9 protein-coding genes are annotated in these 13,925 nt (G+C 67.2%); 2 read left to right on the top strand and 7 right to left on the bottom strand.

The genetic code is table 11. The features are described 5' to 3' along the window. Positions 1-23 precede the first annotated feature (23 nt). The gene (locus tag AC0V2Y_RS03810; RefSeq protein ID WP_475414055.1) at positions 24-941 is read left to right on the top strand and encodes a pyridoxal-phosphate dependent enzyme; all 918 of its coding nucleotides are present in this window, start codon (positions 24-26) and stop codon (positions 939-941) included. Between the two features lie 3 nt (positions 942-944). Here AC0V2Y_RS03810 and AC0V2Y_RS03805 read toward each other — a convergent pair whose 3' ends face one another. The 7 genes from AC0V2Y_RS03805 to AC0V2Y_RS03775 all read right to left on the bottom strand — a co-directional run bounded on the left by AC0V2Y_RS03805 (position 945) and on the right by AC0V2Y_RS03775 (position 11,690). Beyond that, positions 945-2,945 carry a diguanylate cyclase domain-containing protein gene (locus tag AC0V2Y_RS03805; protein WP_475414056.1) on the bottom strand — a complete coding sequence of 667 codons (2,001 nt, stop codon included), beginning with the start codon at positions 2,943-2,945 and terminating at the stop codon, positions 945-947. Continuing rightward, positions 2,945-3,475, bottom strand: coding sequence for an adenylyl-sulfate kinase (gene cysC / locus AC0V2Y_RS03800; RefSeq protein WP_475414057.1), 531 nt, complete (start codon positions 3,473-3,475; stop codon positions 2,945-2,947). The genes AC0V2Y_RS03805 and cysC overlap by 1 nt, the downstream gene beginning before the upstream one ends. 63 nt (positions 3,476-3,538) lie before the next feature. Continuing rightward, positions 3,539-6,208 carry a molybdopterin-dependent oxidoreductase gene (locus AC0V2Y_RS03795; protein WP_475414058.1) on the bottom strand — a complete coding sequence of 890 codons (2,670 nt, stop codon included), beginning with the start codon at positions 6,206-6,208 and terminating at the stop codon, positions 3,539-3,541. Between the two features lie 22 nt (positions 6,209-6,230). Further along, on the bottom strand, positions 6,231-7,457 hold the full coding sequence (locus tag AC0V2Y_RS03790) for an NAD(P)/FAD-dependent oxidoreductase (protein ID WP_475414059.1): 1,227 nt from the start codon (positions 7,455-7,457) through the stop codon (positions 6,231-6,233). Then, positions 7,454-7,816: a nitrite reductase small subunit NirD gene (nirD, locus tag AC0V2Y_RS03785; protein WP_475414060.1), complete on the bottom strand. Its 363-nt coding sequence runs from the start codon at positions 7,814-7,816 to the stop codon at positions 7,454-7,456. The genes AC0V2Y_RS03790 and nirD overlap by 4 nt, the downstream gene beginning before the upstream one ends. Positions 7,817-7,819: 3 nt before the next feature. Beyond that, complete coding sequence (gene nirB, locus AC0V2Y_RS03780; protein WP_475414061.1) at positions 7,820-10,372, bottom strand: nitrite reductase large subunit NirB; 2,553 nt, start codon at positions 10,370-10,372, stop codon at positions 7,820-7,822. Between the two features lie 10 nt (positions 10,373-10,382). Further along, positions 10,383-11,690 carry an MFS transporter gene (locus tag AC0V2Y_RS03775; RefSeq protein ID WP_475414062.1) on the bottom strand — a complete coding sequence of 436 codons (1,308 nt, stop codon included), beginning with the start codon at positions 11,688-11,690 and terminating at the stop codon, positions 10,383-10,385. Positions 11,691-12,026: 336 nt separating this feature from the next. Between AC0V2Y_RS03775 and AC0V2Y_RS03770 the strand changes: the two genes are divergently transcribed. Beyond that, the gene (locus tag AC0V2Y_RS03770) at positions 12,027-13,757 is read left to right on the top strand and encodes a CehA/McbA family metallohydrolase (protein WP_475414063.1); all 1,731 of its coding nucleotides are present in this window, start codon (positions 12,027-12,029) and stop codon (positions 13,755-13,757) included. Positions 13,758-13,925: the final 168 nt, after the last annotated feature.

Genomic DNA, 13,925 nt, shown 5'->3' with positions numbered 1-13,925 from the left:
CTGACTGTTTACCAGGAACACGCATGGCCCTGCACATCGAAACTCCCTTGCTCAACTCGCGCGCCCTGAGCCTGCACAGCGAACGCGCCATCTGGCTCAAGCTCGAAGCCTTGCAGCCGCCCGGCTCCTTCAAGATCCGCGGCATCGGCCTCGCCTGCGAAGAATACGCGCGGCGCGGCGCCAGCCGCTTCGTTTCCTCTTCCGGCGGCAATGCCGGCATCGCCGTCGCCTATGCGGGACGCCAGCTGGGCATTCCCGTCATCGTCGTCGTGCCGGAAACGACGAGCGAACGGGCCAAGGCCCTGATCGCCCAGGAAGGCGCCGAAGTCATCGTGCACGGCGCCGCCTGGCAGGAAGCCAACGCGCTGGCGCAATCGATGCTCACGCCGCAAGACGCCTTTCTGCACCCGTTCGACGACCCGCTGCTGTGGCAGGGCCATGCCGGCATGATCGATGAAGTGGCCCGCGCGGGCCTGAAACCGGACGCCGTCGTGCTGTCGGTGGGCGGAGGCGGCCTGCTGGCCGGCGTGGCCGAGGGCTTGCAGCGCAACGGCTGGGATGACGTGGCCATCGTGGCCGTGGAAACGCAAGGCGCCGCCTCGCTGGCGGCGGCCGTGGCCGCGCGCGAGCACGTGGCCCTGCCGGCCGTGAGCAGCATCGCCACCTCGCTGGCCGCGCGCCAGGTCTGCGCGCAGGCATACGCCATCAGCCAGTCCCGCCTGCTGCACAGCGTGGTGGTGTCGGACCGTGCCGCCGTCGACGCCTGCCAGCGCTTCATCACCGACCAGCGCCTGGTGGTGGAGCCGGCCTGCGGCGCGGCGCTGGCGGCCGTCTACGGCAAGGCGCCGGAACTGGCCCCCTACCGCAATGTGCTCGTCATCGTCTGCGGCGGCGTGACGGCCACCACGCAGCAGCTCGACCACTGGAGCGCTACCCTGTAGTCGCTACGGCGCCGCCTCGCGCAGGGCCACGCCGTCGCGGCCCTGCCCCTTGGCGGCGTACAGGGCCTGGTCGGCCAGGTCCAGCAACTGCGCCGGCGTCAGCGCGCCTTCGCGGAAGATGGCCATGCCGACGCTGGTCGTCACCGGCAGCGGGCCGCCGGCCAGCGCGAACGGCTGGCGGATGGCCTCGACGATCTTGGCGCCGACCTGGCGCACTTCGGCCGCGCCGTTCACGCCTTCGAGAATGATCACGAACTCATCGCCGGCCAGGCGCGCCACCAGGTCGCTGGCGCGCACGCTGCGCACCAGCCGCGCGGCGAACTCCTTGAGCACCTCGTCGCCCGCCTTGTGCCCCAGGCTGTCGTTGATGGCCTTGAAACGGTCGATATCGAGATACGCCAGCGCCATCGGCGCGCGCGCTGCCCGCGTGCGCTGCATGCTCAATTCCAGCTGCTCGTCAAAACGGCGCCGGTTGGCGATGCCCGTCAGGATATCCGTGGCGGCGGCGAACTGCAGCGCCGTGTGCACGGCCCTGGTCTTGGTGATTTCGTGGATCAGGCCATACACGCCTTCCACCGCGCCGCTCTCGCCCACATCGGGCACGTAACTGGTCTGGAAGGCGCGCTGGCCGGCGTCTCCGTCGCCGCCGATGGTAAATTCATAGTCCACCTCCTCGCCCGCGAAGGCGCGCCGCAGGTATTGCTCGCGCAGCTGGTAGGCTTCCTCGCCCAGCACCTCGCGGATCGACTGCATCATGCTTTCCCGCCGCGATCTGCCGAACCATTTTTCAAACGTCGCGTTGATGAACTGGTAGCGGTGCTCGCGGTCGATGTAGACGATCACCACGGGCACGTGGTCCGTCAGCAGCTTCAGGCGCCGCTCGCTGTCGCGCGTCTGCGCCTCGGCGATTTCGCGCTCGGCCACCAGCGAGTAAAAATCGCGGCTCAAGTCGCCGATCTCGTCGCGCCGCCCGATCTGCAGCGCCTCGATGCCCAGGCGCTGGCGGCGGATTTCATGCACATGGCGGCGCAGCCGCTCCAGAGGCTGCAACAGGCGCAGCACCACGCGCCAGCCGGCCAGGCCCGCCAGCGCCGCCAGCAGCACGGCGGCCAGCAGGATCTTGCTGCGGATGGCGTGCAGCGGCGCGAACGCGTCGCGCATGGGATACACGGACGCCAGTATCCAGCCCGTCGAGGCGATGCGGTGGTAGGCAAACAGCGCATCGACGCCTTGCGTGGTGGTGCCCGTCAGCCAGCCCTCGAAACCCTGCAAGGCGCGCCGCGTGGGCACGCTGATGGGACCATGCGCCTCGATATGCTGCATGATGCGCGACTTGTCGGGATGCTCGACGATGATGCCTTCGCCGGTCATGATGTACAGGTAGCCGCCCGTGCCCGGCTTGAGGGCGCCGAGGCGGCCCAGGAAATCGGGCTGGCGCAGGTTGACGCTGGCGGCCAGCACATAGCGCATGGCGCCGTGCGCGTCGAACACGGGCTGCGTCACCACCACCAGGGGCATGCCGGAAATGCTGCCGTTGAGCGGCGCCGAGATCACCGAGCGCCGGGTCGCCAGCGTCTGTTCAAAGTAAGAGCGGCCCTTCACGTTCAGCCCCGCCTGCGGCTTGAAGGGACTCACGCTGGCCAGCACGGCCCCGTCGATGCCGACCACGCCGGCCGTATAGAATTCCTTGCCCAGCACCGTTTGCGCGGCCAGGAAACGCTGCAGGCTGGCGCCGTCGTGCGCGCCGCCGGCCGCCAGGCTGTCGGCGATGGCGCGCAGCACGTTGCGCTTCGCGCCGAGTTCCTCGTCGATGAAGACGGCGGCGCTGGCCAGCGACACGTACTGCTGGCGCCCCGTCACGTCGCGCATGCCCCGTTCGGCCACGGACAGGGTGGCCAGCGCCAGCGACGCCACGGCAGCGAGCACGAGCAGGAAGACGACCACGCTCATGCGCGCCTTCAGGCTGGCTGGCAGGCGCCGGCGCAGCCGTTTTCGCCAGCTCATCACTGGCGCTGCTGCAAAAGCCGGCAAATGCGCGCGACCGACTCGTCCAGCGCCAGGGTGCCCGTGTCCAGGGTCAGCGCGGCCGCCAGCGGCGCTTCATAGGGCGCGGAAATGCCCGTGAATTGCGCCAGCTGCCCCGCGCGTGCCTTTTCATACAGGCCCTTGGGATCGCGCGCCTCGCACACGGTCAGCGGCGTACTGACGTGGACTTCGATGAAATGCGCTGCGCCGATGATGGCGGCGGCCATGGCCCGGTCGGCGCGGTAGGGCGAAATGAAGGCGGCGATGACGGTCAATCCCGCCCCGTTCATCAGGCGCGCCACTTCGGCCGTGCGGCGGATGTTTTCATGCCGGTCTGCCGGCGTAAAACCCAGGTCGCGGTTCAAGCCATGGCGCAGCTGGTCGCCGTCGAGCACCGCCACGGCGCGCCCCTGCGCCTTGAGCTGGCGCGCCAGCGCATCGGCGATGCTGGACTTGCCGGCCCCGCTCAAGCCCGTCAGCCACACCGTGTCATATTGTCCTTTTGTCATCGCGTCGCCTCTCCCCTTGTAGAGCTGGCAATATAACAAAGCCGCGCGGGAAAGGACAGATGATCAGGCCGCGCTGCGGGCCTCAAGCAGCAACTGTCGTATCTCCGGCACGCAGGAACCGCAATTGCCGCCCGCCTTGACGCAGGCCGTCACCTGGGCCGTCGTGGTCAGCTTCTGTTCCACGATGGCCGCGCAAATGGTGTTGCGCCCCACGCCAAAGCACGAGCACACGGTGGGCCCGGCATCCATGCCCTTGCCGATGGGCTGGCCCAGCAGCACGCCGGCGCGATCAAGCGCATCCATCTGCGCATGCGCAAACAGGCCCGCCAGCCAGCTGCGCGACGGCAGGTCGGGACGGGGCGAGACATACACGCATTGCGCGATGCGCCCCTCCTCCAGGTGCACGGCGCGGTACACGCCGGCGCTGGCATCCGCGTAATCGAGCCAGTCGGCGTTGTCGTCCGTGACGCCCAGCAAGGCGCGCGCCCAGGCGCCCAGATCATCGATGCGCTGGCGGCCCGCCAGTTCGTAGCGCAGGAATTGCTCGCCCTGGATGCGCGTCCAGTGCGCCACGCCGTCGAGAATCAAAGGCGTGCGGCTCAGGACAAACGCATGCCAGTGCACGCGGAACTGCTCGATGCGCACGGGCGTGTGCTTGAATTCCGGTTCGCCCGAGACGGGATCGACGACCGGATTGACGACGGCGCCCACGCGCGCATCGGACGCGTTGGCGTCGCTCCAGTGGATCGGCACGAAGACCTGGCCGCGCGCGATGCCGCCGCCATGCACGACGCGCGCCACCATCGCGCCCCAGGCGCTGGAAATGCGCGCCAGTTCGCCCTCGCGCACGCTGTACAGCAGCGCATCCTGCGGATGGATGTCGATGAACGCTTCGGCGACGTGGCCCGACAGTTTCGCCGCCTTGCCCGTGCGCGTCATCGTATGCCACTGGTCGCGCACCCGGCCCGTGTTCAGGATCAGCGGATAGTCTTCGTCGGGCACGTTGCGCGGCGCGTGCGGCGCCGTCGGCACGAAGCGCGCGCGCCCGTCCGCATGGGCGAAGCGGCCGTCGCCGAACAGCCGCGCCCGGCCCTGCGGCCACTGCTGCGGCGCCAGCGCGTCGTACTGCGCGGCGTTCAGCGCCACCAGGTGCGACAGATTGAACAGCCGCGCCGTTTCTGCCGCGTTGCGGAACGCGGACAGGCGCGCGTGTTCGTCGAAGATGGCCTGCGGCGCCGTGAAATCGAAGCCGGCAAAACCCATGCGCCGCGCCACGTCGCACAGCACGTCCCAATCGGCGCGCGCCTCGCCAGGCGCCGGCAAGAAGGCGCGCTGGCGCGAGATGCGGCGCTCCGAGTTCGTCACCGTGCCGTCCTTCTCGCCCCAGCCCAGGGCCGGCAGCAGCACGTCGGCATGGGCGTTCGTGTCCGACCCGGCGCTGATGTCCGACACCACCACCAGCGCGCATTTGGCCAGCGCGCGGCGCACCTGGTCGGCGTCCGGCATGCTGACCAGCGGATTGGTGGCGATGACCCACACGGCTTTGACTTTACCCGCCTCGATCGCGTGGAACAGGTCCACCGCCTTCAAGCCAGGCTTGTTCGCCATGCGCGGCGAGTCCCAGAAGGTTTGCACGGTCTCGCGGTGCAGCGGATTATCCAGTTCCAGATGCGCCGCCAGCATGTTGGCCAGGCCGCCCACTTCGCGCCCGCCCATGGCGTTCGGCTGGCCCGTGAGCGAGAACGGCCCCATGCCGGGCTGGCCGATGCGCCCCGTCGCCAGGTGGCAGTTGATGATGCTGTTGACCTTGTCCGTGCCGGAGGACGACTGGTTCACGCCCTGCGAAAAGGCCGTGACGACCTTGCGCGTGGCGGCAAACGCCTGGTAAAACGCCAGCAAGGCTTGCGGGTCGACCTTGCAGATGCGCGCCACCTGCAAGGGGTCGCCGCAGTCCGCATGGGCGGTCGCCAGCGCTTCGTCGAGTCCCGCGCTATGCCGCGTGACGAAAGCGTCATTGACCACGCCTTGCTGCGCCAGGTAGCACAGCAAGCCGTTGAACAGCCACACGTCCGTGCCCGGTTTCACGGGCAGGTGCAAATCGGCCAGCTCGCAGGTGGCCGTGCGGCGCGGGTCGATCACCACCAGCTTCATCTCCGGCCGGCTTTCGCGGATGCGGGCGATGCGTTGGAACAGGATCGGGTGGCACCAGGCCGTGTTCGAGCCCACCAGCACGACCATGTCCGCCAGTTCCAGGTCTTCATAGCAGCCGGGCACGATGTCCTCGCCGAACGCGCGCTTGTGGCCGGCCACGGCCGACGACATGCACAGGCGTGAATTGGTGTCGATGTTCGCGCTGCCCACGTAGCCCTTCATGAATTTGTTGGCCACGTAATAATCTTCCGTCAGCAGCTGGCCCGAGACGTACAGGGCGACGGCGTCGGGGCCGTGCTCGTCGATGATGGCGCGCAGGCCGCCGGCCACCTGATCCAGCGCGGCATCCCAGGAAGCGCGCCGCAGCACGCCGTCGACGCGCACCTGCGGGTAGAGCAGGCGCTGTTCGAGGTCCAGCGTGTCGCCCAGGGCCGAACCTTTCACGCACAGCTTGCCCAGGTTGGCCGGATGGCTGGCGTCGCCGGCGATGCGGATGGCGCCGTCGGGCAGGCGTGTCGCTTCCACGCCGCAGCCGACGCCGCAATACGGGCAAGTGGTTTTCACGGGCGTGCAAGTGGTCATGGGGGTATCCTGTTGGTCGCTGTCAGGCGGCCTGGGCGCACAGCGCCTGGCCAAACAATAGATGGGCGCGCAGCTTGCTGATGTCGCGGCGCTGCTGGATCAGGTCGAAATACCAGGGACCGTCCTGCACGTCGCCATACAGCACGGCGCCGGCCAGGCGGCTGCCCTGCACCACCAGGCGCTTGTAGACGCCACGCCTCGGATCGCGCAGCACCAGGTCTTCGCTGCCCTCGCCGCCGATGATGTCGCCGGCCGAATACAGGTCGATGCCCGTCACTTTCAATTTGGTGGCGCTGGCTTGCTGCACGTAGCGGCGGTGTCCCGCGCCTGCCAGGTGCGCGCCGCACACGCGCGCCTGTTCCCAGATGGGCGCGACCAGGCCGAAGGTGGCGCGCCGGTGCTGCACGCATTCGCCCACGGCGTACACGCGCGGATCGTAGCTTTGCAGGCAGTCATCGACGACGATGGCCCGCTCGCAGTGCAGGCCGGCCGCCTGCGCCAGCGCGATGTTGGGGCGCACGCCGGCCGTCATCACCACCAGGTCGGCGGGAATGCTGCTGCCGTCCGCAAACTGCACGCCTTCCACGCGGGCGCTGCCCAGGATGGCGGAGGTTTGCGCCTGCATCAGGAAGCGCAGGCCGCGCGCTTCCAGCGCCGATTTCAGCAACATCGATGCGGGCGCGTCGAGCTGCTGGTTCATCAGGGCGCCGCTCATGTGCACCACCGTCACGTCCATGCCCTGCCGCTGCAGGCCGTTGGCCGCTTCCAGCCCCAGCAAGCCGCCGCCGATGACGACCGCGTGGCGGTGCTGGCGCGCCGCCCGCAGCATGGTGTCGACGTCGTCGATGTCGCGAAAACCGATCACGCCGGGCAGCTCGTGGCCCGGCACGGGCACGATGAAGGGCGTGGAACCGGTGGCCAGCAGCAGGCGGTCATAGCGCACCTCGATGCCGGACAGCGCCTGCACCGTGCGCGCCTGGCGGTCGATGTGTACCACGGGGTCGCCCGCGTGCAGGGTGATGCCGTTGTGCGCATACCAGTCGCGCGTGTGCAGCATGATGTCGTCCACCGTCTTTTCGCCGGCCAGCACGGGAGACAGCAGGATGCGGTTGTAATTGCCGTGCGGTTCGGCACCGAACACGGTGATGTCGTACAGGTCCGGCGCGAGTTTCAAGAGTTCCTCGACCGTGCGCATGCCGGCCATGCCGTTGCCGACCACGACTAAAGACGGCCGTGCGGCGGTGTTCATATGGCCACCCACACCATGCCGCCGAACACGCGCGCCGGCCAGGCGGCGACCGAGTGTTCAGACGCTTCGATGCACTCGCCGCTGGCCAGGTCGAAGTGCTGCTTGTAGATCGGCGACGCCACCACGACGCGCTCGCCGATGCTGCCCACCAGGCCGCGCGAGAGCACGGAAGCGCCCGCGTTCGGGTCGACATTGTCGATGGCGTACACGCGCGGCGCGGCATCGCCGACGCGGAACACGGCCACGTGGCGGCCGCCCAGCAGCGCGCACACGCCCGTGTCGGGCACGATGTCCGTCAGGGGGCAGATGGCCACCCAGTTGTCGGCGCTGGCGCTGTTCAATTCATTCATTGCATTCATGGCTCACGCCTCCACGGCAAGGATGGGGATCACGGTGCTGCGGCGTTCAAGGGGCGTGGCGGGCCGGATCTGGCCCCGCTCTGCCACGAACACGACGTTCTCATCGTTCTTCCCGCTGTTGATGAAGTGGCGGAAGCGCTGGCGCACGGCGGGGTCGGTGACGGCCGCTTTCCATTCGCAGGCGTAGGTGTCGACCACGTGCTGCATGTCCGCCTCCAGCTCGGCGCCCAGGCCCAGGCTGTCGTCGATGATGACGCGCTTGAGGTAATCGAGGCCCCCTTCCAGGTTGTCGCGCCACACGCTGGTGCGCTGCAGGCGGTCGGCCGTGCGCACGTAAAACATCAAAAAGCGGTCGACATAGCGCACCAGGGTCGCTTCATCGAGATCGGATGCCAGCAATTCCGCGTGGCGCGGCTTCATGCCGCCATTGCCGCACACGTACAAATTCCAGCCTTTTTCCGTGGCGATCAGGCCGATGTCCTTGCCCTGCGCCTCGGCGCATTCGCGCGTGCAGCCGGAGACGCCGAACTTGATCTTGTGCGGCGTGCGCAAGCCCTTGTAGCGGTTTTCCAGTTGAATCGCGAAGCCCACGCTGTCGGCCACGCCGTAGCGGCACCAGGTGGAACCGACGCAGGATTTCACCGTGCGCAAGGATTTGCCGTAGGCGTGGCCCGATTCGAAGCCGGCCGCGATCAGCTCTTCCCAGATGGCCGGCAACTGGTCCACGCGCGCGCCGAACAGGTCGACCCGCTGGCCGCCCGTGATCTTCGTATAGAGACCGTATTTTTTCGCCACCATGCCCACGGCGATCAAGCCATCGGCCGTCACTTCGCCGCCCGGCATGCGGGGCACGACGGAATACGTGCCATCCTTCTGGATATTGCCGAGGAAATAGTCGTTACTGTCCTGCAGGCTGGCGTGCACGGGCGACAGCACGAAATCGTTCCAGCAAGACGCCAGGATATTCGCCGCCACGGGCTTGCACACGTCGCAGCCCAGGCCCTGTCCATGCGCGGCCAGCAGTTCGCCGAAGCTGCGGATCTTGCCCACGCGGACCAGGTGATGCAGTTCCTGGCGCGAGTAGGCAAAGTGTTCGCACACGTGGTTGTTGACGGCCAGACCCTGCTTCTGCATTTCCGCCTTCATGATCTGCGTCACCAGCGGCACGCAGCCGCCGCAGGCCGTGCCGGCCTTTGTGCAGTTCTTGAGGGCACCGATGGTGGTGGCGCCCCCGGCGACGGCCGCGCACAGCGCGCCTTTCGACACGTCGTTGCACGAGCAGATTTGCGCCGCCTCGGGCAAGGCGTCGACGCCCAGTCCCGCCTTTTGCTGACCGTCCGCCTGCGGCAGGATGAGGAATTCAGGGAACTCGGGCAGCTCGATTTTATTGAGCATCATCTGCAGCAAGGTGCCGTATTCGCTGGCGTCGCCCACCATCACGCCGCCCAGCAGGTATTTGCCGCAGTCGGAAACGACGATCTTCTTGTAGATCTGCTTGCGCTCGTCCATGAACTGATAGGAGCGGCTGCCCGGCGCATTGCCGTGCGGGTCGCCCAGGCTGGCCACGTCCACTCCCATCAGTTTGAGCTTGGTGCTCATGTCGGCGCCCTTGAACGACGCTTCGCCCTCCTCCTGCAACAGGTGGCGGGCAGCGATGCGCGCCATCTCGTAGCCGGGCGCCACCAGGCCGAACACCAGGCCGCCCCACAGCGCGCATTCGCCGATCGCATAGATGTCCGGGTCGGACGTGACGCAGCTGTCGTCGATGGCGATGCCGCCGCGCGGTCCCACCTCCAGGCCGCAGGCGCGCGCCAGTTCGTCGCGCGGGCGGATGCCGGCCGAGAAGACGATCATGTCCGCTTCCAGGTGGCTGCCGTCGGCGAACTGCATGCGGTGCGTGGCCGCCTCGCCATCGACGATGGCCAGCGTATTCTTTTGCGTGTGCACGGTCACGCCCAGTTCCTCGATCTTGCGGCGCAGGACGCGCGCGCCGCCCTCGTCCACCTGCACGGCCATCAGGCGCGGCGCGAATTCCACCACGTGGGTGTCGAGTTTCAGGTCGCGCAAGGCTTTCGCGCATTCGAGGCCCAGCAGCCCGCCGCCGATCACCACGCCCGTGCGGGACTTGGCGCCCCAGGCCAGCATGGCTTCCAGGTCTTCGATGGTGCGGTAGACGAAGCAGCCATCGCGCTCCTTGCCCGGCAGCGGCGGCACGAACGGCGTGGAGCCGGTGGCGAACACCAGCTTGTCGTAGCCCAGCACTTCACCCGTGCTGGCCGTGACGGTTTTCGCCGCGCGGTCGATGGACACGGCCCGCGCATTGAGCTTCAGGACGACGTTGCCCTTGTCGAAGAAGCCGGGCGCCACCAGCGACAGGTCCTCAGCCGACTTTCCGCTGAAAAATTCGGACAGGTGCACCCGGTCGTAGGCGGGGCGCGGCTCTTCGCACAAGACCGTCACGGACAGGTGCGGCGCGTTGTCCAGGGCCAGGCGTTCGAGGAATTTGTGGCCGACCATGCCATGGCCGAGGACGACGATGTTCAAGGGGTGGTTCATTGTTCTCTCCTCAGGCTGCGGCCATGTTTGGTTCAGCCGCTTCGCGGGTAAAGCGCACGGCGATGGCGCACAGGGCCGAGATCACCACCAGCGCGCTGAGGATGATCAGCGTCTGGCGGATGTCGCCCGTGCCCTTCATCAGGAAGCCGGCCGCCACGGCGCCCACGTTGCCGCCGGCGCCGATGATGCCGGCCACGCCGCCGAGAGCCTTGCTGTCGATGAAGGGCACCAGGGCGTAGGTGGCGCCGCACGCCATGTGGGTGAACAGACCGAAGACCAGCATGGCGATGACGGCCCAGGTGACGCTGTCGACCTTGGCAAACCACAGCAGGCCCACGCCTTCGCCTATCATCAGCATGAACAGCAGGGTCACGCGGCTGTTCAGGTTGCCGCGCAGGGCCAGTTTGTCGGACATCCAGCCGCCCAAAGCGCGGGCAAACAGGGCCAGCAAGCCGAAGCTGCCGGCGGCCAGACCGGCCGATTTCAACGACAGGCCGAAATGGTCGACGTAGTACACGGCGGCGATGTTGTGGATGAAGATTTCAATGCCGAAGCAGGCGCCGTAGGTGACGAACAGCAGCCACACGCGATAATTGCCGCTGGCGGCCTTGAAGCTGTCCCAGCCACCGCTTTTGCCACCACCTTTTCCCCCGTCGATGGCCACGCCGGCGGCGCGCAAGTCCGAGTAATTACCTTCCGGGCAATCCTGCGTATAGCGCCAGTACAGCACGGCCATCACCAGCATCAGCACGCCCGGCACCAGCAGGGCCACGCGCCAGCCCACCGATTCGGACACGCCCAGCATCAGCACGGCGCCGAGCAGCAGCGGCATCAGCGCCTGCGCCGCGCCGCCGCCCGCATTGCCCCAGCCGGCGGCGGCCGCATTCGCCGTGCCGACGACGCGGGGGGCGAACATGACGGACGTGTGATATTGCGTGATGACAAAGCTGGCGCCGACGGCGCCGATGCCCAGGCGGAAGAACAGAAAGCTTTCATAGCTTTGCGATGCGGCCACGCCCAGCACGGGAATGGCGCCCAGCAGCAGCAAGCCCGTGTAGGTCTTGCGTGGGCCGTAGCGGTCGCACAAGGGGCCCACGATCAGGCGCACGAGGATGGTGATGGCGACGGCCGCGATATTGATGTTCGCCACTTGCGCCAGGGACAGGCCGAACTCGCCCTTGATGACCGGCATCAGCGGTGCGCAGGCGAACCAGGCGAAGAAACACACGAAAAATGCCATCCACGTCAGGTGGAATGCCCGCATGGGCGGCGTGGCGAGGGAGAAGAGCGCGATGCTTGTTGCTTTTTGGCTAGCCATGATGGTTTCCCGAAGTATCCCGAAAATAACAAAGATGCAAACAAAACGGCGCCCGCCCCCGCCGATGAAAAAATCAGCCAGAGCGGACGCCGTTGTCCAGGTGGTCCGTCGTTGGACCGTTGTCAAGTTTATTCAAGGGATCGCCGTTGATCCGTATCTCCTGTTTAGCAAGCGCCGTGCCAGGCCTGCTTCAGGGGCCGGCCTGCCTATTTGTACGGACTTTGCGCCAGATCATGGCACCTGGCGGTGCAGGCACGCCTCTTCTTGGTGCGCCAAGGAACTCGAAAGTGGCAATGATTATCTAATTACTATTGAGTTCATGAAGCGGAGGCCGGCATGGTCGGGCAACTGCGGCAATGGCAGCCACGGCGCGGCATGGCGCGTGCGCTGACGTGCGTCTGCGTGGGTGCGCTCTTGATCACCTGGAGTAACACTGCCGCGGCACAAGATGGCGCTGCCGAACCCAGGGAACACAGTGAACTGGACGCGACCGTGTTCGCGCCGTTCCACGCCGCGCGCGGCGGGCGGGTCACGCAGGCGCGCAGCGCGCAGTCACGTACATTTATTGTGCGCCTCACTTATCCGGACGCAGGCCGCTCCCATGCTGTGCGCTGGGCCTTGACCTTGTCCGGCCCCGGCCCGCAAGGGGCCGTGCTGCGGCGCTGGTCGGGCACGGAACAGGTGGGCGCCGGCGGCCGGAGCATCACCCTGCCCTGGGATGGCCGCGCCGATGCCGATGCCCGCGAACGGCGCATGCTGGCGCCGGACGGCTTGTACCAACTGCGCCTGCTGGCCGTGGCCGATGCCGGCACGCCGCACGAGGCGCAGGTGGAACAGCAATGGCAAATCCAGGTGCAGCGGGGCGCCAGCACGGCGCCCAGGGTGCCCGCCTTCCACGCCGGCCTGCAGCAGCTGCCCAGCCTGGAAGGCCAGCCCGGCTACCGCATCGTCTACGCCAACCTGCACAGCCAGACGCGCCACAGCGACGGCGGCGCGGCACTGAACGACTGCCATGGCGCGCAGGAACCGCAGACGGCGCCGTTCGGCCCCATCGATGCCTATAAATATGCGCAGGATCACGGCCTGGACGCCCTGCTGACGTCCGAGCACAACCATATGTACGACGGCTCGGACGGCACCAACAGCGCGGCCGAGCCAGCCGAAGCGAAGGCCCTGTACCAGACGGGTCTGGCCGAAGCGGCCGCCTACACTGCGGCGCACCCCGGCTTCCTGGCCCTGTACGGCATGGAATGGGGCGTCATCAACAAGGGCGGCCATCTGAACATTTTGAATAGCGACCAGTTGCTGGGCTGGGAAAGGAATGCCCAGGGCGAACTGCTGGCCGACGTGGCAACGCCGAAAAGCGACTACGCCGCCCTGTATGCGCTGATGCGCGAACGGGGCTGGATAGGCCAGTTCAACCACCCTGCCTATGCGGGCCAGTTTCTCGTCAACGGCCAGCCGCTCGGCTACACGCCGGACGGCGACGCGGCGATGGTGCTGTGCGAAGTGATGAACACGTCGGCCTTTTCCACCAACGACGAGGAAACGGAAACGCGGCGCAGCAACTACGAGACGGCCTGCAACCGGGCCCTGGCGGCCGGCTATCACGTGGCCTTCAGCAGCAACCAGGACAACCACTGCGCCAACTGGGGCGCGTCATACGGCAACCGCACGGCCGTGCTGGTGGCCAGCCCGGCCGCCGGCATGCCCGTTTCACGCGACAGCTTCCTCGATGCGCTGCGCGCGCGCCGCGTCTACGCCACCATGGACAAGCACGCGCAACTGCTGTTCACGGCGAATGGCAAGCTGATGGGCGAGCGTTTCGACAATCGCGGGCCGCTGCACCTGGCGACCAGTTTCAGCAACAGCACGGGACGGCAAGCGGCGGCCGTCGCCATCTTCCACGGCGTGCCGGGCGGCAATGGCTCCGTCACGGCCATATCGGACCAGGCCGAGGTCACCGTCACGCCCGCGCCCGGCCCCCATTTCTATTACGCGCGCCTGACGCAGGATGACGGCAACATCGTCTGGTCAGCGCCCGTGTGGGTGATGCAGCTGCAATGAATTTGTCTGCATCGATGCCTGGCAGGCAGGTCACCGCCGATGCTCTGGCTCTGCCTTGATCACAATCGTGCCAGCGAGCATGTCCCCCAGGCGCATTTTATGGGAGGACAAGATAAGCAAGGCATCTACCCAGAAAAACAGATGCATGACGTTACGCCATATTGAACG

The sequence above is a fragment of the Janthinobacterium sp. BHSEK genome (assembly GCF_056174685.1).
The sequence above is the reverse complement of the archived record's forward strand: the minus strand, read 5'-3'. Positions and strand labels throughout refer to the sequence as shown.

What these genes read in the sequence shown, in the direction of transcription:
- AC0V2Y_RS03810 (WP_475414055.1), top strand. Translation starts at nt 24, where the DNA reads ATGGCCCTGCACATCGAAACTCCCTTGCTCAACTCGCGCGCCCTGAGC.
- AC0V2Y_RS03805 (WP_475414056.1), bottom strand. Translation starts at nt 2,945, where the DNA reads ATGAGCTGGCGAAAACGGCTGCGCCGGCGCCTGCCAGCCAGCCTGAAG.
- cysC (WP_475414057.1), bottom strand. Translation starts at nt 3,475, where the DNA reads ATGACAAAAGGACAATATGACACGGTGTGGCTGACGGGCTTGAGCGGG.
- AC0V2Y_RS03795 (WP_475414058.1), bottom strand. Translation starts at nt 6,208, where the DNA reads ATGACCACTTGCACGCCCGTGAAAACCACTTGCCCGTATTGCGGCGTC.
- AC0V2Y_RS03790 (WP_475414059.1), bottom strand. Translation starts at nt 7,457, where the DNA reads ATGAACACCGCCGCACGGCCGTCTTTAGTCGTGGTCGGCAACGGCATG.
- nirD (WP_475414060.1), bottom strand. Translation starts at nt 7,816, where the DNA reads ATGAATGCAATGAATGAATTGAACAGCGCCAGCGCCGACAACTGGGTG.
- nirB (WP_475414061.1), bottom strand. Translation starts at nt 10,372, where the DNA reads ATGAACCACCCCTTGAACATCGTCGTCCTCGGCCATGGCATGGTCGGC.
- AC0V2Y_RS03775 (WP_475414062.1), bottom strand. Translation starts at nt 11,690, where the DNA reads ATGGCTAGCCAAAAAGCAACAAGCATCGCGCTCTTCTCCCTCGCCACG.
- AC0V2Y_RS03770 (WP_475414063.1), top strand. Translation starts at nt 12,027, where the DNA reads ATGGTCGGGCAACTGCGGCAATGGCAGCCACGGCGCGGCATGGCGCGT.